This is a genomic window from Desulfomicrobium norvegicum, assembly GCF_900114595.1.
GTDB lineage: Bacteria > Desulfobacterota > Desulfovibrionia > Desulfovibrionales > Desulfomicrobiaceae > Desulfomicrobium > Desulfomicrobium macestii.
On sequence record NZ_FOTO01000024.1, the window covers coordinates 1 to 18,647 of the forward strand.

Sequence of the window (18,647 nt, forward strand, 5' to 3'; positions counted from 1 at the left end):
CATTTTTCACTGCATTACTGGTTATTCGAAATACGTTATTTCCGAGTAAATTTCAATTTATTTCAGTATATTGTCATATTTTCAGGGTCGACTAAATAAAAAAGGATGCGCAAATTAAATTACGGTCATTTCTCTAAAAATCCTGTATTGCCAGCAACCCATACCCCAAAAAGTGGAATGCGCATCGCCGACCCAAGACGCTGAATCGCACCAATCTGAGCATCAACACTGAACAATCGCGTGAAAACTTGATAATCCTTCCAACCTGCACTTTTGGGACTAAAGGAGTGGATCACCAGCACTGCGGCTGAGGCTCTGTATTGTTCTCCAACGATTATGGCCGACACGGCTCTGTGCAAAAGTTGATATCGCACCAGGGCGGGAAGGCTGGATTCAAGCCCGAGTGTGCGTGAAAGGTATTCCAGACGTGCCTTTTTTCCGACAGAGGCTTCCTTTCGCCATGAATCAACGGTTGGGCCAAAGGACTCATTCACTTTGCCTTCCACCATGACAACGACTGGGCCTGCAACGGAACGGGCAAGAACGAAAATATCATTTTGGGATGCCCGAACGCCGCCGGGCAAGCAGACCTTGAATTCAGGAACTGCGAGGATCGGAGTCAGTTCTGCCAGCAAATGCTCATTGTTCATCGCAAATGGCTTCGCCACCTCAGGCGGAAATCCATCGGAAGCTTCCCAGCAATGGGCCAATGTCCGAGCTGAATAGCCTCGTTTCCATTGTTTGCCTGGGTCGGGCAACAAGTCCTTCCAGTCTTGAGGGTCAGACGTAAATGCGAGGATACGGCCCATGTTTGATTCCTCCCAGAGTTCATTTACGCATCACTGAATGAGCTAAAATTGTGTACAGCAGTTACGCCGCCCACTCCTTGCACAATAGCTCCGCCTGCATAAGCACCGTCTTGACCGCCTCTGCCTGGAGGTCCGGTGGATAGCCGTATTTGTTCAGGATGCGTTTGACCATCACGCGGATCTTCGCCCGCGCCCCTTCTCGTAACGTCCAATCAATGGTCACGCTCTTGCGAATCTGGGTGATGAGTTCCGTAGCGATGACCTTCAACTTGTCGTCACCCAGGGCCTTCACGGCGGACTCGTTGGCGGCGAGTGCGTCGTAGAACGCAATTTCGTCATCAGTTAGACCGAGGTTTTCACCCCGTTTTGTCGCTGATTCCATTTCCTTGGCCAACGTGATGAGCTCTTCGATAACCTCCATCGTCGAGATGGCACGGTTATGATAGGCGTTGAGCGTCTTCTTGAGCTTTTCGCTGAACACCTGGCTCTGGACGATGTTCCGTTTGGACCGGACTTTGAGTTCATCCTTGAGCAGTTTTTCCAGCAACTCGGCGGCGACGTTCTTATGTTTGAGGCCGCGCACTTCGGCCAGGAATTGGTCGCTCAGGATGGATATGTCGGGCCTTGGGAGTCCAGCGGCGGTGAAGACGTCGATGACCTGGCCTTCGGTGGTGATGGCTTTGGAGACGAGCTGGCGGATGGCCGCGTCGACCTGTTCGGGGGTCTTGCGGTTGGTGCCGCTTTGCTTGTTCAGCGCGGCTTGCAGGGCCTGGAAGAAGGAAACGTCTTCGCGGATCTCCGTCGCTTCATCGCTCGCGGCGCAGAGGGCAAAGGCGCGGGAAAGTTCGGTCACCACCTGCACCCAGCGTTTCTTGCCATCTTCCTGGCTCAGGATATGTTCCTGACCGGCAGGGATGAGGGCAAGGCGTTCGGAGGGTTTGCCGGTAGTCCATAATTTCCATTTGAAACCGTGCATGATGTCACAGGCGATATTGTGCTTTTCCAGCATCACGGCGATGGCCTGCCTCGTGTCAAACGTCGGGTCGCCTTTACCGCCGCTCTCCGTGTAATTGGCGAGGGCATGTTTGAGCTGATCGGCAAGCCCCAGATAATCCACCACCAGACCGCCCGGCTTGTCGCGAAAAACACGGTTCACGCGGGCGATGGCCTGCATGAGGCCGTGCCCCTGCATGGGCTTGTCGGCATACATGGTGTGCAGGCATGGCGCGTCAAAACCGGTCAGCCACATGTCGCGCACGATCACGATCCGGAAGGGGTCTTTGCTGTCCTTGAAACGGTTGGCCAGTTTGCGGCGTTTGTCCTTGTTGCGGATATGCGGCTGCCAGTCCGGGCCGTCTTCGGCACTGCCGGTCATCACCACCTTCACCACGCAGTCTTTGCCTTTCTCGGCCTCGGTGTCGTCATTCGTGTCGCTGGCCCAATCGGGTCGAAGCTTGATGAGCGCCTCGTAAAAATCCACGCAGATGCGGCGGCTCATGCACACGATCATGGCCTTGCCGTCCATGGCCTCCACGCGTTTCTCGAAATGCGCCACCAGATCGGCGGCGATGAGAGCGACGCGTTTCGGATCTCCCACCAACGCTTCCAGCGCGGCCCACTTGGACTTGAGCTTTTCCTTCTTCGTCTCTTCTTCGCCTTCGGTGATCTCTTCAAAATCCGCATCGAGCGTCGGCAGTTCGCTGGCGTTCAGGCCAAGCTTGGAGATGCGGCTTTCATAGTAGATCGGCACCGTGGCCTTGTCGGCAACGGCACGCTGGATGTCGTAGATGGAAATGTAGTCGCCAAAAACCGCCCGCGTGTTGGCGTCGGTCTTCTCGATGGGCGTGCCGGTGAAACCGATGAAGGAGGCGTTTGGCAAGGCGTCCCGCATGTGCCGGGCCAGGCCGTCGATAAGGTCGTATTGGCTGCGGTGCGCTTCGTCGGCAATGACGATGATGTTCCGGCGTTCGCTCAAGCAGGGCATCCGCTCTCCCCGCTCGGGCAAAAATTTCTGGATCGTGGTGAAGACCACTCCCCCGCTCGCCACGGCCAGCAATTCGCGCATCTTCTCACGGTTTGCAGCCTGCACCGGAGTCTGACCGAGAATGTCATGGCAGCGCTGAAATTGGCCGAAAAGCTGGTCATCAAGGTCGTTGCGATCGGTCAGGATTACCAAGGTCGGGTTCTGCATCGCACTCTCGCGGATCACGCGAGCGGCAAAGAACAGCATGGTGAAACTCTTGCCACTACCTTGAGTGTGCCAGACAACTCCCGCACGCCGATCGCCCGGCTTGCCGCCATGCATGCGTCCCGCCCAATAGGTGCCTGCGCTCTCGCTGAGCGTTGCGCTCTTTCCCGCGAAATCATGCGGAGTGAGCGAGGCGCGAATGGTCTCTTCCACCGCCGCGTTCACAGCGTGGAACTGATGGTAGCCCGCGATAATCTTGTGCAGCGCACCGGAGTCCGGATCCTCTTCGAAAACAATGAAATGCTGGAGCAGGTCGAGAAACCGCTGCCGCTCGAACACTCCGCGTACCAACACTTCAAGTTCAAGAGCCGACTTCGGCGCATCTGTTTCCCCGTCAATGGTACGCCAGACCTTGAACCATTCCTGATTCGCCGTCAGCGAGCCCATGCGGGCCTGCAAGCCGTCACTGACCACAAGCAGCGCGTTGTAATGCAGCAACGAAGGAATCTGCGCCTTGTAGGTTTGGAGCTGCGCATAAGCGCTCCAGATCGTCGCGTCCTCATCCGCCGCGTTTTTGAGTTCGATCAGTCCCAGCGGGAGCCCGTTGACGAAGATCACGATATCGGGCCTGCGGTTATGCTGGCCTTCGATGACCGTGAACTGGTTCACCGCCAGCCAATCATTGGCATGCACATCTTCAAAATTTACCAGTCGCGCATGGTCACCCGCGATGCTGCCATCGGACCGCGAATACTCCACCGGCACTCCGTCACGGAGCATTTTGTGAAACGCGCGATTCGTCTGAGTCATTGACGGCGTTGCCACCAGTAAAACCTTGCGCAGGGCATCTTCCCGCGCCTCTTCGGGCATGGCCGGGTTCAGACGTCTGATAGTATCACGCAGACGTGCACAAAGCACCACATCACCAAACGAATCCCGCTCCGCCGCAAGCTCACCGGGCGCGAGCATCGGGCCGTGCAGGGCGGCATAGCCCAGTTCCTCGAACCATTGGAGGGAGGCTTCTTCGATGAGAGATTCGGTGATGTTCATGGCTGTTGGGGCTTAGGTTTCTTGGGCCAGGGCAATTTCTTCAAATCTATTGTGGCCTGCTCGAAGTCCGCATCCACTGGGCGGGGGCACGGCGCTTTTTACCCGATAGCCCACCGAAGTGATGACAACGAGATTGTCAAAACGGGCCGCATAGTTCTTCTGGTCGGCGGCAGTTGTTAAGTACTGCTTAAAAACTGCCGTTTCCTCCAATTCGTTGTCGCTGAAAATGCGCTTCAGGTGCTGGTTGATGGCGGGGATGGAGACATCGTAAAGAGCGGCCATCATCTTCTGCGTCAGCCAGATGTTCTCTTCCTCGTAGCGCATTTCGATACTGACATCCGAGTCGCCTCCGGCAGCCACAAAGGTGAGGTATTCAGCCGCCGAAGAACGGACCAGGGAGGTTGCGGTGTCCTTTTTGGCGCGACCACCGGGATTGGATATTTTTTTACTCATAAATTCAGACTCCTCCCCAACCAAACTTGAAACGCTGAATAGTTGCATGCACCTCTTTGGGCATGGCCGGGTGCAGATGCCGTATGGCTTCACGCTGGCGTGCGATAAGCAGCAGGTCAGTAAACGAATCACGTTCCGTTGCAGGTTCGTCGGGCGCGAGCATCGGGCCGTGGGAGGTTGCGTAACCCAGTTCCTCGAACCATTCGAGTACGGCGTCTTCGATGATGGATTCGTTGAGACTCATGGCTGTGCAATTGGAAATGCTACTGGAGCTGTAGCCTCGAAAACTGGAGCATCATCCACGAATGCGTCACCCATCATCATTTTGTAGTGAGCAAGGTGGTCCGATTTCTTGAATATCTCACGAAAAACTTTGAGGTAAATTTCTACCATTGAGCTATCCATTGAAACATAGAGATCATCGAGGACAAAATGCGAACCGTCATTGACCCACGAAAAGAGCGATTTGCAGATGAGCTTCTCTTTACCCTCAAACATTCCGCAAATCTTGTCGGGATCGGCGCCGCCGAGAATCTTGAAGTAGTTCTCAAGAATCCTTCTTAAAGTATTTTGAATCGTCAGGTTCGAGCGGTCTGTCCTGCGAACTTCGGACCATAGCAACTCATAAGAAGTTTTGTTGGGGTTGGTATTATGCTTCTCGATTTTAGAAACTAGATCCGATTTACGAACCACCCAAAACGTCTCCTCGCCCATCGCCACCTTCCGACGGTCTGGATTGAAGGTCACTTCCTTATGAAAATATACGTTATGCGTGAGCACGAAAACTTGCTTAATGTACCCTGTTCCTTCCCGGACTTCATCAAAGACATTTTTGATGAGACTACTAACAATGAAGAGGATGTCGCTATCGAGACTGGAGACAGGGTCGTCGAAAACAACGATTCGGTCGTTCGTCATCCCGCTCTCTGACTCGCTGCCTTTAAGTAGGTGGTAGAAGTAAAGGAAGGTGACGAAGGTCTTTTCTCCTTCGCTCAACGTCGCCTTTGCATCTGAACCGTCCGGGCGTACTAATTTGTAAGATGTCCCGCTCACGGTTCTGGTGAGATTGAATCCTTGGAAGCCAAATGAAATGAGTAACTCATTGATGCCGTCGACAGTGGGCTGAACGCTCGTTGTCTGCTTTTCCAACTCACGAATTTCAGCGGCCTTAATCCTTCGTTCTTCAGTCGCTTTTTCAATCTGGTCCTTCATTGCAGTGATGGCTTTATCCAAAGCCTCTTTGGCCGTCTTGAATGCGTCGAGATCTGCCTTCAGCTCCTCTAGCGCAAACCTCCAAACTTGTGATGTCAGGATTGTGCGTTCGGTCACGAGGTTTGCGACCACCTTGTTATGGGCTGCAACTTGAATGTTGGCGTCGTCGATTACAGCCTTGATTGCCGTCGTCACATTAGTCAGCGATTCCAATTCAACTACCTGACTCGCTTCCTTCCTCTTTCCAGCAATACGTTGGTTGTTGAGCGTAATTTTAGTGTCGAGGAGTTCTTTCTCTGCCTTCAGCTTCTCAACGTCGAGGAACTTTGACGGAGACGCGATGATTGTGGCGAGCTGCTGCTGTAACCGCCTCGCCTCTGTGGCGTAGTCAGTGGCAAGATCATCGATTACCTTGCTGTCATTTACAAATGCCTCGTCAAAGTATTCGTCCAAGCTCCGCCTCAATGCTGCGGTCGTCTTTTGTTGGCAGAACGGACAGACTTCCTCATTCACATCATAGAACGCCCGTCCAGCGCGAACCCAATCGCTGTTTCCGAGCTTCTTGATCATCGCAGCGATATCGACATCATCCTTTCCAATAATACGCTTCTTTAGAATCGGGTCTGCTTCACATGAAAGAAGCTTCGTCGTGTCGATGGCGGCAACAAACGCCTCCGTTATTGGTGTTGGACCAAAGATGCTCGCCGCCTTTTTTTCCAAATCGGTCTGCGGCAGGAGCGTGGCCGCATTAGAGGCGTGTTCCTGAAGAATTTTCGATCTAAAACTATCCTTGCTTCCCATGTAGCCTTTGAAAGCACCTTGTACATGCTGTCCATCAAGCTTCTGCTTCAGCGTCCAACACTTCTCTCTTAAAGCAGATTCGAGAGCTGCCAACTCTACCTTCTTGCCAGCCGTGCCGTCTGCGCTCGTCAAACATTGGGTAAGGTTTTCAATCTTTGCAGTGAGTGCGCCTTGTTCTGCCTTGACCGTTTCAATTTTCGTCAGCGTGTCCTTCTGCTTCTCGCCCAATGTGAAAACACCTTTGAGTTCGGGGAGCTGATGGAAGTTTCGTTCCACGAAATCGTGGTTATAGACCATTGGTTGAAGCTTCGTTCCGCCTTTCCATTTTACTTGGCAGGAAGGGAAATCCGTCTCTTTTGCGATAACTCTACTGACAGTCGTTTTCCCAGTCCCGTTCGAGCCATATAAGAAATTGAATCGGGACAACCCGGCGAGTTGTTCAGGCGCTCCTGCATAGGTCGCAACGTTCGCAATGGTGATGGATTCAATCATGATGCCTCTATGTTGAGTTCTTAAATCGACAACTCCCCTCTCAGCAGCTTCGGCAGCAGCGTGTCGCGCAGAGTGGCTAGGGTACGAGATTCTGTGGAGTTGGCTTTGATTTTCGCCATCAGTGGCGAGGTGAGTTCGTCGAAACGCCGGGCAACTTCAGACGGCGGGACAGCTAGCCAAAACGTATTAAAGCACTCGGACGGAACGCGCTGACGCCCGCTGGTTCCGGTCATATTTTGTATAGCGTGGGAGCGCAGCGCGTCGGAACGGGCGAGGAGATAGCCAAACTGCGGGGGGAGCGGTGACTTCGGAGTAAAAACGATGTACTCTGTTGACCCCCATCCGACTTGACCATCATCAAGGAAATCCACATATCCGGTTTTACCATTTTCCAAGCATGGTGTGATGCGGGCGAGGAGCGTGTCTCCGTTTTGAAACTTAGTGCCTGAACTGAATACCCGGTCAATTACCTCCTCAGCAGAATGCCCCTGTGTCGGGAGGTTTTTCATGTCGAGATAAGGCGCGACAGAGCCTTTTTTCAACAAACGACGAGGGTTCACTTCTATAGCGTCAGGCAAACGCAACGGCTCCCATCCATTTGGAATGTGCCCAGCCTCAGAATCTTGAAACGAATCCGGAAACAACGCCGCCGTAGCCTCATCCATCCCCACAGGCTGGCGTCCATCAAGCTTGGCTCGGACTGGGTCGAAATCCACAAACCAGCTCTGGAACAGCGCCCTCGCCATCGCCTCCAGCGTCGCGTTCATCCGCCGGTTCAATTCGATCTTGTCGTCCAGCGCCCCAAGTACCGCCGCGATGGCTTTTTGCTCGGCGAGGGGAGGGAGTGTGAGAGGAGTGTTACGGAGGATGCCAAGATTAGTGTGCGGGACCCCTGTCTGAATAGCGTTCTGCCGGATATAAGCCTGCTGTTCGGGACTCGTAAAAATGTAATAGAGAAACAGTGCGTCTGCTTTTTTAGAGTCCACGGTGAGCTTCATCTGGCTTTGTGAAATCAGGTAACGATCCGCGCCCCTCTGGGGAACGAGAGCAACCTGACCGAGCGTTCCGCGTTGGGTAAAAACAAGATCGCCACGCTTCGCGCAATTCGCGGCAAGTTCGTCAGCTTTTTCTGGTGTAACATATGCGAATTCACCATCAACCCACCTGCCGTGCCCCATATTCGTCCCACGAATTACTGGAACCCCGCTCGGAACGTAATCGGAAGAAACCAAGTTAGAACCGAATGGCCCACCAACAAGGGAATTGCGGCTTAATGCCGCAACCTCACCGACAGTGCATTCGATTACGAAATCACCCCCCATAACCCAACCCCTTCAAATTCGCCTTAATCGCCGCCTCCAACCGCGCCGACTCCTCGAACTGTCCCTTCAATTCCGCCACCAACCGCGTCATCTTCTCCTCAAAAGGTTCCCCATCATCTTCAACCGCTTCCGCCCCAACATAACGCCCCGGCGTCAACACAAAACCATGCGCGGCAATATCGGCGGTTGTGGCGGATTTACAGAAACCGGCGATGTCTTCGTATTCGGTTGCGCCGTTGTCTCCTCGCCAGCGGTGATAGGTGCCGGCGATTTTCTCCATATCGGCGTCGGTCAGTTCGCGGTGGACGCGGTCGATGAGGGTACCGAGTTTGCGGGCGTCTATGAACAGGGTGTGTTTGCGGCGGTCGCGGAACCCGCGTTTGGTGTCGGTTCCTTTGTTTTTTGTCAGGAACCACAAGCAGACCGGAATCTGCGTGCTGTAGAAGAGCTGACCGGGCAGCGCCACCATGCAGTCCACGAGGTCGGCCTCGATCAGGGCGCGGCGGATGTCGCCCTCTCCTGACTGATTGGAAGACATGCTGCCATTGGCCAGGACAAAACCAGCCATGCCTTGGGGCGCAAGATGGTGGATAAAGTGCTGCACCCAGGCGAAGTTGGCGTTGCCCTTGGGCGGAATGCCGAACTGCCAGCGCACGTCGTCGTCCTTGCGGAACCAATCCGAATCATTGAAGGGCGGATTGGCCAGAACATAGTCGGCTCTTAGGTCGGGATGCAGATCGCGGCGGAAGGTGTCGGCGTGCTCAGGGCCAAAATCAGCCTCGATGCCGCGCAGGGCCAGGTTCATGACGGCCAGGCGGCGAGTGGTTGAATTGCTCTCCTGTCCGTAAATGCTGATGTCCCCAACTCTGCCGCCGTGGGCTTCCACGAATTTCTCGGACTGCACGAACATGCCGCCGGAACCGCAACAGGGGTCATAAATGCGGCCTTTATATGGCGCGAGCATCTCGACCAGACAGCGCACGACACAGGATGGCGTGTAGAACTGTCCGCCGTTCTTGCCCTCGGCGCTGGCAAAGCGGGTCAGGAAATACTCGTACACGCGCCCGAGCAGATCAACGGAACGGTGCGTCTGTTCACCCTCGCTGGCTGCCGTGAGGGTGATGGTGGCGATCAGGTCGATGAGTTCGCCAAGCCTGTGCTTATCGAGACCGGGCCTGGCGTAGTCCTTGGGCAAGACGCCTTTCAAACGCGGATTGTCACGCTCGATGGCGACCATGGCATCATCCACGATCTTGCCAATGCCGGGCTGCTTGGCGTTGGCCTGGAGATGGGACCACCGGGCATCCGCAGGGACCCAGAAAACATTCTCGGCCTTGTATTCATCCGGATCTTCGGCGTTCGCGCCTTCATAATCACCAACGCCTGCGATCAGCTTGGCGCGGTGCTCTTCAAAACTGTCTGAAATATATTTGAGAAAAATAAGCCCAAGGACAACGTGCTTGTATTCCGCCGCGTCCATATTGTTGCGCAGCTTGTCGGCAGCGAGCCAGAGCTTGGCCTCGAAACCAAGATTGGCCGTGGGTTTGGTGTCATTTTTTTTGGGACGAGCCATGAAAATCCAATCTCCGGGAAAATGATGCGGTTAAAACTCACAAAGGCGACGTCAGAGTCGCGCCTGTCAACAAAACTTTCAGGGCCATAACGCAGAGCACGTGTATGACACAAGACATAATTTCACGGAGTTGCAGACTACGTAGATAGATATCCCGACGTTCCGGAGGATATAGGTAGGTAATTTCGAAAATTCAGGAAATTGATCCGCAACATGTTCAATGCAGTACTCAAAAAAAGATTAATTCCGGCTGCCCAAACATCGCAGCAGCCGGAATCCTGTAGATCATATTGCCACGTCTCACATAAATGCGATGACCCGATCCATGCTCATACGAGCCCTTCCTGTACAGAGCGCAGTCTTTGCTTGATCTTGAAGATGTCGAAAATAACTGCCGCTTGGACGTGGCGTCACTCAAATCCTTAATCACAGTACTGCAAAAAGTCGTCATCCTCTTGAAGAAGGTGATCAATTCCTTTTTAACTATCTGAAAAGAATTGATTTCACACTATTACCCGACATGACCAGCCTACCCACGCTGAGCAAACGCTCGCGAGAATAACACGCATTCTTTCGCGATTTTTTGCAGTATTGTCTCTTCAACAGCTTTTCATATGTCAGAAAAGTCACGAAGACTTTCCTTCAAGTGTACAACGAAGAGAGGCAGCAACCAAAATTCAACTCGGAGTCTCTACTCCTGGCTGCTTTAAAACAGGAAACTTTACAGCAGCGCACGCCTTGCTTACAATGCCAAATAGTTGAAATATTGGACTTGGATCATCAACTATTTCTACAAAAAATAGCCATTAAAAGCCCTGAACCTTCGCAACGGATATGTTGTCATCACGTATCAACGACCCGGCTTGGCTGATACCGACCATAAACCCTGTACTGAGGTCACTGCAAAAAGTCGTCATCCCCTTGTAGAAGGGGATCCATGCCTTTTTAACTATCTGAAAAGAAAGGATTTCGCACTATTGCCCGACATGGACCTCCTACCCATGCTGAGCACACGTTCGCGGGAATGACACTCGGATTCTTTTGCGACTTTTTGCAGTGTCGTCTGCACTGACATAAGCTCAATAGTGACGAGGCAAAGAGGAGATTTACGGATGAATAAACTGTTCTGTTTGGCTGGCACGTTGTTGTTCATTCTGGGTTCGCTGTTCTTGAGCGGTCCGGCGAATTCCATGCACGAGCCTTTCGCGTGGCCCTATGCGGACCTGCAAGTGTTGCGGACCCAACGGGTAACCCAGCTGGAAAACGTCCTCGGCCGACTCGAGGAAAAAGCCCGTGCGGCGGCCACGGACAAGGTGATCGTGTCCGTGCTTGAACTCTCGGCGTTCCATGCCCAGGCTCAGCGCCAGGGGGCGGTCGACGGCGATTTTGAAGTCAAGATTTCCGAGATGAAGGAAAGTTTTCGCCGATATTACATGGAGAATTATTACCTTTTCTACGACATTCTTTTCATCGACACGACCGGAGCCGTGGTCCACAGTCTGCGGGGAGAAAACGACCTCAAGACAACCCTGACCGCGGGAGAGGCGGCCTCCTCGCCCCTGGGCGCCTGCATACGTCGGCATCCAAAGAGCGAGGTGTTCATCGACTACCACGACTATACGCCGTCATCCGAACCCGCGGCCTTCCTGGTGGAGCCAATCCTGAAACAGGATCAATTGCTGGGATGGATCGCCTTGCAGTGTTCGGTCAACAAGATCAACGCCCTGTTCGCCCCGACCGGAGAAGAGTACGAAACCATGGAAACCCTTCTCGTCAACGAAAAGGGCATCATGCTCACGGATTCCCAGTTCTTCGGCGATTCGAGTGTACTCCGGGCACATCTGAACTTTTCCAATGTGCCGTCAAAGTTCGCCCAGGGCCAAGGACGCATGGAGGTAACAGACTACCGTGGGCAGGAATGCCTTACGACTTTTCAGGTAGTGAATTTTAAGGGGACGCGGTGGCTGGTGGTGGCCAAGGTGGACAAAGACGAGGTTGTCACCAGGGAATTCGCCCTGCATGAGCGGTACTATACCCAGCGACTGCTCCAGGCGATGGCCAAGCAATCCTGTCCGGCGATGAATCCACCGGCGCAAAGGGCCAAAAAAACGGCCGTCCGGGTGGACATGGACGAATTCTACCGAGCCGAACGCAGCCAGGGCCTTCGGACCTTCGGCATATCGACCTGTACGGGCTTTCTTGCCGTCCCGCCCGGTGAATTCGCCTATCTGGCGCATGTAAGCAACAAAGACCAGACATATGGCGGAACGGAAACCAACCTGTTGGATCAAATCCTCGAAAACATAGAGCGTTTCGATGTATCCCGTAGCGGGAAGCGTGAGTTGTCCTTCCTGATCGTGGCCCCGCATCTGGACGGTCTGGAGGGCTCGCTGGATCAGATCCTGGACAGAGGGTATCTGCTTTCCCAGATCAACGTTCTCTCATGTCCGCAGGCCCGAACCGGCGAAATCCGCTACGATTGCGAAGGCACCGTGATCACCTGGACCGGCCCTGACCTCAAGCCTTTGGGCGCACACAATATCGAAGACGCAGTCAACCTTGGGAAACTCATGGAGACAATCATCGCCCAAGGCCCGCCGGAATGATTCTCATGAAATACAAGGCGAACATCCAAAAACGGCAAATAAACGACTGAAAGTCAAACGCCCAGCAGCTTCCCCAAAGACTAATTCAATGATGATAGCGCATTAACGGTAATCCGCTCATTCTCGCACCATCTTCCTGCGCCGGACGTTGTGCCATCTAGGCAGCACAGGACGGCACCCAGAGCTTTCCTGCGCATTACCCAGGAAAGCGCCAGCGCCAAGCATCGTTCATATCCATACTTGGATGGACTTGAGCACACCTCTTCCTGTAGGATTGCTTGTACAGCCATGCATGACCGGATCGCACTGCGCGGCACGGGCTTATCGCCCAGGGTGATTCTGGCTGAGCATGATGTCGTAGCTATCCATCTGCACGGATATTTCAGGCTGGCTCATGTTGATACGAATATCGGCATGGGCATTCATGCCACGGGCTTCGGAGACCTCATTGCCCATGGTACGGCAACCATACTGAAGCCTGAAGTCGTAAGCGACTTTGTATTCACCACCGGGAAGAGTTGTAATCGAAATACTATTCTCTTCAACGGTCTTCACCCCCGGTGAGGAAATTGACTCCATACCGACATCGGCAAGAGCAGGATCCTTGAGCATGCCTGTCAGCACGTCTGCCCCCATCGCCTGATGCAACGAATACGTCACCTTGCCCGCCATTTCAGTACTGGTAAAGGCTTCGGCCAACCCTCGCAGTTCACGCTGCATGGCGTCACCGTTGTTGGTACCCGTTGCACCGTAGAGACGCCCATCAACCTCTATGCCGTTTCTGAAGAAGTCCTTAAGAAACTGCGTTCCGAATTTATCCATATATTCTGCCTGGAATTCACGTGAACCGCCCGGTATAGTCACACCGCCGTAGTCATTAGTCTTGGCGAACTTCACTATTCCGTCGGTCACCTTCTGACCGAGTTGCGCCAGGTTCACGTCCTGTCGCGCGTTATACCAACCTACAGTATGAACGTTGGCTGGAATCGCGGCGCGGATCTGCGCCATGCTCAATTGCCCGACGCCGGGACTCTGCAACGCAAGGCTGGACGCGAGGGAGTCAATTCCTGCCATCTTTGCCAGGGAATTGAGGAGCAGGTACGCCCCATCGCGTTCATCGGCAAGTCGTCTATTGTTGGTTTCCCCATGCGCCAGTGCGAAACGCAGGGCAACGAAGTCGCTCTGAGGCTCGACAAGCCGGGCGAGTACAGAAGCGGGAGTCTGTCCTTCAGGAATATGCGCAAGCTTGGCGCCGATGTTGATAGAAAGATCACGAACGGTTGCAACTTCGTCAGCACCTTCAAGACCCGGTCGCAACTTGGGAGCATTGGGATCACCCCCCGGCTGGTCGACTGCTGTCCTGATGGCTTGGGCCAGACTGCTGATTGCGGAGTGAGTGTCTTGACCGGGCAACGGGCCAGCCGCGAGCTGTTCAATTGAATGCGAGACCTGCCCGATGCACTCGCATATCGATTTGACCATTCCTGTATTGATGGTACTTGGAAATTCGATAATAGCATTGCGGGCCACAGCACGTTGCTCGACCGTCAGCGTTGCGTTGTTGTCGACCTCTGCTATGGTGTTCAGAAAATCGTTTATAACTTTGTCAGCTACTGCAATGGCTTCCTCGCTGGTAGGCGGATGGGTGTTCTTGATCTTAAACTCAACGTTAAAACGACTTTCCATACTCTTATAAAGCTTACCCAGATCGGCGGGAGTAAACTCAAAATCCATCCCCCGGGCCTGCATGGTGTCATGTAACCGCTGACACAGAGGGGCATCAGGCGTTGAATGATTGCCCACGACGTTCAGTTGGGCAGCCATAGCCCCGTCAAGCTTGGCAAGACATTGAACGCGGCACGCCTCGCTCAGCATTTCCCGGGCATCCGAAAGACCCGGGGCATGCATTCCATGTCTTTCGCCCCATTGGCGACATTTTGTCTGCAGGGTATCCATCAACTGTTGCCGGTCTTGCGGTGCGAGAGGGATGTCCGCCATGCCGAACCTTTCCGCCCATCCAGTGAATATGGCGTCGAAATCCTGTTCCAGCCTTTCTTTGAGGCCCGCAATGTTGATATCAAGATTCGATGAAACGGCTTGTTCTTCACTGGCCATCCGTATGACCGTGGCGGTGGCCTGTGCCATCGCGCGGCCCGAAATGGGCTTGCCTGGGGCACTGTGGGCCGAAAGCAGCTTTTGAGCCACATCAAGGGTGTTGTTGCTGACACCAACATCGCGCAACTGCGCAACGAGATTGCCCACGACCTGCCTATTACTCTGGGCCGTTTGGCTGTTGCCGACAGACTTGATCCAGTTGACGGCCCGACCGAATGCGTTGCGGGTGCCTGCGACAAGGGCATCACCCTCGGTCTTTACGTGCTCCGCTCCGATGGCCTCAAACTGGCTTCGCATTGCTCCCAAGGCTTGAAAATCGACAACCATGGCAACCTTCCTTGCTGGTATGTAGTGTGAACGTACTTTTTTTAGGCAATGGCAAGAGGCACAGCGCTACCCTTCGTAACCAGCCTGGTGACTACGAAAATCATGCCAATGCGTCTGAATCAGACCCGGAGTGCCATGCCGGACAGATACGCGCTGTCCGCACCAGGAGTTTCGGCTCCTATTTCACGTGCGGCCTCGCGCAGGCCTTCGGCGGTGTTCACATGGCTTTCGAGAAATGCCTCCAGACCGCCAAGAGCAAGTGCATCTAGGCCAACAGAGTTGGCATAGATCAGCCCATGTTGTTGGCTCAACCCTACAATGCCCGCACCGCTTATGGCCAGACCAAGGTTCTGTTCAAGTCCATACTGGCACAGGGCCGCCGCTACAGCACTTTCATCCGGCAACGTGGTGATGACGGTGAACGCGAAAAGTCGCTCCTTGTCGCGCACCAGTTCAAGGTTCACCACTACATCGTCGAAGCTGAGCGCACAGGCACCCGAAGCGTCAAAAGCAAGACTGGGAATGCCCATTTGTTCACCGAACGCGCCAAGCGCTTTTTCAACTGTGTCCATTATCCCTCCCGGAATTTCAATATGCCTGAAGCAACACCATGTGGCTATGACAAAGCCATACACACATGCAAAAATATTCAGTTTTTTTGAACAAATAGTTCTAGATTGTCAAAATAAAATCGAATCAAATCTGCCTGGATTCTCAGTACTGAAACTTATGGGATTCCCCCACTACAGACCAAGTTAGCCAAAGAAGCTGGTCCGTGATAGTTGGTTCGCCATGCCAGCCCTGACCTCCAAGATTTGCAAACACATCCCCGTCATTCGCATGGTCAAGCTGCGCAAAAAGTAAAGACTCTTGCTTCTATCGCAGATCAGAGACGTCCGTGAAAGATGCGGGCCTGAGCGCTTACGTCTAAACCATCGGAAAGCGGGCAGTTTCATTTTTGTTGGTGACAGGGACGGTAAAGTCACTTTTGCTCCTCGTGCCGCCGGTGGGGGCAAAGGTCAGCTCTTTTCCGCTCAGAATCACGTGATACCAGCGGGGTTCCTCCTTCTGGGACTTCTTCATTAGCTGCTTAGAACAAAGACAGCCATGGAATCGATCCGTATCCACCCAAAAGATCTGGTTTATTGGTTTTCAAGGAACTCCAATTTCATATGACACTCGCTTTTATCGCTGTTGTTTTTGGTCTGGCTCTTCTGGTCTGGAGCGCCGACCGCTTTGTCGAGGGCTCAGCCTCTGTCGCCCGTTATTTTGATATGCCGCCGCTTTTGATCGGTATGGTTATTGTCGGCTTCGGCACCTCCGCACCTGAAATGGTGGTTTCAGCCCTGGCCGCCTTGCAGGGTACCCCTGGAATTGCGCTTGGTAACGCCTACGGCTCCAACATCACCAATATAGCGCTAATCTTGGGGATCACGGCGCTTATCAGCCCTATCGCCGTACATTCAAATGTTTTGCGCAAGGAGTTGCCCATTCTCGCGGTTGTGACCATTATCGCAGCATGGCAACTCAAGGATGGTGAAATTTCGCAGTTCGATGCCTTAGTGTTGCTTGCTGTGTTTGTCGGGCTTATGGCCTGGACCATCTGGCAAGGGTTGAAGAACAAAAATGGTAATGACCGCACTGACCCTGTTGCTGTTCGTCATTGGCTACGGGTTCCGGGGGCCAGGCCGTATCAACCGCATTGAGGGCGTGCTACTCTTGGCCTGTTACACGGGATACACGACCTACCTGATCAGCACGGCTTTCTGACAACGGGCATAGGCCGATCCGACTCCCGGTTTGAAAACCGTAACTGCATAGGGAAACCAGATACAAATTATTGCTATTTGAACTCATATGTTACCCAAGGATGCGAACGATATGTCTCAAATTCAAAAATCAGAGCAGAGCCGACTGGAAAAATTCACTTTTCTCATGATGCTTGTGCTCGTGAGCCTGCTTTTTGTACTCTTGCTCTTGCCTTTCTGGGGAGCGATCTTTTGGGCATGTATCATTGGTTTGATTTTTTCACCTATGTACCAACGTCTGCTCAGAATGGGAAAACAAAAGCCCAATCTGGCGGCACTGGGGACATTATTGATTTGCTTTGTAATCGGTATCATCCCCTCATTGTTTATTATCATCTCCTTTTTTCGAGAAGGAGCAAGTCTTTACAACCGTCTCAAAAGCGGAGAATTTGATATTGCAGATCGTATTGATAAAGTTCAAACAGCTTTTCCAGGCATAAAAAGCTTTTTTGACCGATTTGACCTTGATATCAATAGCATTCAGTCACAACTTTCTGATTTCGCTCTCACTTCTAGTGGTTATATCGCTCAAAACGCGCTTGCGCTTGGACAGGGGACTTTACAGTTTTTTGTAGCTCTTGGATTGATGCTTTATATGGCTTTTTTCATGCTTCGAGACGGGGACAAACTTGTAGCGACACTTGTTCGTGCCTTACCCTTGGGGAATGAGCGTGAGTATTTGCTCTTTAACAAGTTTGCCGAAGTCGTGCGTGCGACAGTGAAAGGCAATCTGCTTGTTGCAGCCGTTCAGGGAATCTTGGGAGGATTTATTTTCTGGGTTCTCGATATTCACGGAGCGTTGTTGTGGGGAGTCGTGATGACGCTACTCTCTTTAATACCAGTCATTGGAGCCGGATTGATCTGGGGGCCTGTCGCTATTTACCTGTTCGCTATTGGTGACTGGCCCCACGGAGTGATCCTGGTAGCATATGGAGCCGGCGTTATCGGATTGGCCGATAATATTCTGCGACCGCTTCTGGTCGGGCGCGATACAAAATTGCCTGACTATATAGTTCTGCTTTCGACGCTCGGCGGTTTTTCATTGTTCGGAATGAACGGATTTGTTCTTGGACCCTTGGTTGCTGCACTTTTCATTGCATTTTGGGAAATTTTCATACGGGAATTCAACACTTCAAAATCATGAAATTCCAGCACGGAATAACTAATTACATATCTTATTATATTGAATCGGGAAATTTTCTTTCATAAGCCATACAGCTTACGGCGAGAAACAAGAGAATAAGACCAAGAACAACGACTATGGCACGAGTTCCAAGCCATTGAATGAAAAAAAACGAAACAGCGATGGCTCCGGAAATGCTTCCCAAAGTCGAAACAGCATACACCCGACCAGCCGTTCGGCCTATTTCATCCAGTCCTGTAGCGCTCAATTTGATCACAAAAGGCGAAACCATGCCCATGAGCACCGACGGCACCAAAAAGAACACCACGCTGATCAGGAGTACGGAAAACCGAAATTCAAAACCCAAATCCGCGACATATCTACCGACCGGCAGATAGACGAGCGGAAGGACCAGAATGCAGACCGCGGCAGAGGCCAGTATCTTGGCCAGTACCACCAGACTCGGGCGTCTGTCGGCCAGCCCCCCTCCGAGCCAGTAGCCGATACTGAGGGCCAACAGAAAGACGCTGATCAGGCTTCCCCAGACATAGACAGAATTACCGAAATACGGGGCCAGTATCCGACTGGCAACAATTTCCAGCCCAAGCAGAACCCCGCCGGACAGAAAAGCCACGCTGTAGACGAGGAAATCGAAGGCATGTCGCATGCTATGTAGTCGACCCTGAAAATATGACAATATACTGAAATAAATTGAAATTTACTCGGAAATAACGTATTTCGAATAACCAGTAATGCAGTGAAAAATGC

The 18,647-nt window shown here is 52.8% G+C and carries 13 protein-coding genes; 3 read left to right on the forward strand and 10 right to left on the reverse strand.

Going from position 1 to position 18,647, the window contains the following annotated elements:
* Positions 1-125 precede the first annotated feature (125 nt).
* From BMZ24_RS19005 to BMZ24_RS19035, 7 genes are all read right to left on the reverse strand, one after another.
* Complete coding sequence (locus BMZ24_RS19005) at positions 126-809, reverse strand: DUF6946 family protein (protein ID WP_092194653.1); 684 nt, start codon at positions 807-809, stop codon at positions 126-128.
* 61 nt (positions 810-870) lie between these two features.
* Positions 871-4,047, reverse strand: a complete 3,177-nt coding sequence (locus BMZ24_RS19010) for a type I restriction endonuclease subunit R (RefSeq protein WP_092194655.1) — start codon at positions 4,045-4,047, stop codon at positions 871-873.
* Positions 4,048-4,059: 12 nt separating this feature from the next.
* On the reverse strand, positions 4,060-4,500 hold the full coding sequence (locus BMZ24_RS19015; RefSeq protein ID WP_092194657.1) for a virulence RhuM family protein: 441 nt from the start codon (positions 4,498-4,500) through the stop codon (positions 4,060-4,062).
* A 4-nt stretch (positions 4,501-4,504) separates the two neighbouring features.
* Positions 4,505-4,744 carry a hypothetical protein gene (locus BMZ24_RS19020; RefSeq protein WP_092194659.1) on the reverse strand — a complete coding sequence of 80 codons (240 nt, stop codon included), beginning with the start codon at positions 4,742-4,744 and terminating at the stop codon, positions 4,505-4,507.
* A complete protein-coding gene (locus tag BMZ24_RS19025) occupies positions 4,741-7,005 on the reverse strand; it encodes an ATP-binding protein (protein WP_092194661.1) in 2,265 nt (754 codons plus the stop codon). Before BMZ24_RS19025 ends, BMZ24_RS19020 begins: the two co-directional genes overlap by 4 nt.
* A gap of 20 nt (positions 7,006-7,025) precedes the next feature.
* The gene (locus BMZ24_RS19030) at positions 7,026-8,327 is read right to left on the reverse strand and encodes a restriction endonuclease subunit S (RefSeq protein WP_092194663.1); all 1,302 of its coding nucleotides are present in this window, start codon (positions 8,325-8,327) and stop codon (positions 7,026-7,028) included.
* Complete coding sequence (locus BMZ24_RS19035; RefSeq protein ID WP_092194665.1) at positions 8,317-9,900, reverse strand: class I SAM-dependent DNA methyltransferase; 1,584 nt, start codon at positions 9,898-9,900, stop codon at positions 8,317-8,319. The genes BMZ24_RS19030 and BMZ24_RS19035 overlap by 11 nt, the downstream gene beginning before the upstream one ends.
* Before the next feature lie 1,112 nt (positions 9,901-11,012).
* Here BMZ24_RS19035 and BMZ24_RS19855 point away from each other — a divergent pair.
* Positions 11,013-12,506: a cache domain-containing protein gene (locus BMZ24_RS19855; protein ID WP_092194667.1), complete on the forward strand. Its 1,494-nt coding sequence runs from the start codon at positions 11,013-11,015 to the stop codon at positions 12,504-12,506.
* A 321-nt stretch (positions 12,507-12,827) separates the two neighbouring features.
* Here the strand turns inward: BMZ24_RS19855 and BMZ24_RS19045 are convergent, their stop codons facing one another.
* Together BMZ24_RS19045 and BMZ24_RS19050 are read right to left on the reverse strand one after the other, a co-directional pair.
* On the reverse strand, positions 12,828-14,948 hold the full coding sequence (locus BMZ24_RS19045) for a hypothetical protein (protein ID WP_092194669.1): 2,121 nt from the start codon (positions 14,946-14,948) through the stop codon (positions 12,828-12,830).
* Positions 14,949-15,067: 119 nt separating this feature from the next.
* The gene (locus BMZ24_RS19050; protein ID WP_092194671.1) at positions 15,068-15,520 is read right to left on the reverse strand and encodes a CesT family type III secretion system chaperone; all 453 of its coding nucleotides are present in this window, start codon (positions 15,518-15,520) and stop codon (positions 15,068-15,070) included.
* A gap of 600 nt (positions 15,521-16,120) precedes the next feature.
* On the opposite strand from BMZ24_RS19050, the gene BMZ24_RS19055 reads away from it, so the two are divergent.
* Positions 16,121-16,654 (forward strand): sodium:calcium antiporter, encoded by a 534-nt coding sequence (locus BMZ24_RS19055; RefSeq protein WP_244150427.1) that lies wholly within the window; start codon positions 16,121-16,123, stop codon positions 16,652-16,654.
* 175 nt (positions 16,655-16,829) lie between these two features.
* The gene (locus tag BMZ24_RS19060; protein ID WP_092194675.1) at positions 16,830-17,900 is read left to right on the forward strand and encodes an AI-2E family transporter; all 1,071 of its coding nucleotides are present in this window, start codon (positions 16,830-16,832) and stop codon (positions 17,898-17,900) included.
* Positions 17,901-17,934: 34 nt separating this feature from the next.
* Here the strand turns inward: BMZ24_RS19060 and BMZ24_RS19065 are convergent, their stop codons facing one another.
* Positions 17,935-18,546 (reverse strand): fused MFS/spermidine synthase, encoded by a 612-nt coding sequence (locus BMZ24_RS19065; RefSeq protein ID WP_092194673.1) that lies wholly within the window; start codon positions 18,544-18,546, stop codon positions 17,935-17,937.
* Positions 18,547-18,647: the final 101 nt, after the last annotated feature.

Bases quoted from the DNA above. Each gene is read 5' to 3' on its own strand.
- BMZ24_RS19020 (WP_092194659.1), bottom strand. From the start codon at position 4,744: ATGAGTCTCAACGAATCCATCATCGAAGACGCCGTACTCGAATGGTTC.
- BMZ24_RS19050 (WP_092194671.1), bottom strand. From the start codon at position 15,520: ATGGACACAGTTGAAAAAGCGCTTGGCGCGTTCGGTGAACAAATGGGC.
- BMZ24_RS19035 (WP_092194665.1), bottom strand. From the start codon at position 9,900: ATGGCTCGTCCCAAAAAAAATGACACCAAACCCACGGCCAATCTTGGT.
- BMZ24_RS19025 (WP_092194661.1), bottom strand. From the start codon at position 7,005: ATGATTGAATCCATCACCATTGCGAACGTTGCGACCTATGCAGGAGCG.
- BMZ24_RS19010 (WP_092194655.1), bottom strand. From the start codon at position 4,047: ATGAACATCACCGAATCTCTCATCGAAGAAGCCTCCCTCCAATGGTTC.
- BMZ24_RS19015 (WP_092194657.1), bottom strand. From the start codon at position 4,500: ATGAGTAAAAAAATATCCAATCCCGGTGGTCGCGCCAAAAAGGACACC.
- BMZ24_RS19055 (WP_244150427.1), top strand. From the start codon at position 16,121: ATGACACTCGCTTTTATCGCTGTTGTTTTTGGTCTGGCTCTTCTGGTC.
- BMZ24_RS19060 (WP_092194675.1), top strand. From the start codon at position 16,830: ATGTCTCAAATTCAAAAATCAGAGCAGAGCCGACTGGAAAAATTCACT.
- BMZ24_RS19065 (WP_092194673.1), bottom strand. From the start codon at position 18,546: ATGCGACATGCCTTCGATTTCCTCGTCTACAGCGTGGCTTTTCTGTCC.
- BMZ24_RS19030 (WP_092194663.1), bottom strand. From the start codon at position 8,327: ATGGGGGGTGATTTCGTAATCGAATGCACTGTCGGTGAGGTTGCGGCA.
- BMZ24_RS19855 (WP_092194667.1), top strand. From the start codon at position 11,013: ATGAATAAACTGTTCTGTTTGGCTGGCACGTTGTTGTTCATTCTGGGT.
- BMZ24_RS19045 (WP_092194669.1), bottom strand. From the start codon at position 14,948: ATGGTTGTCGATTTTCAAGCCTTGGGAGCAATGCGAAGCCAGTTTGAG.
- BMZ24_RS19005 (WP_092194653.1), bottom strand. From the start codon at position 809: ATGGGCCGTATCCTCGCATTTACGTCTGACCCTCAAGACTGGAAGGAC.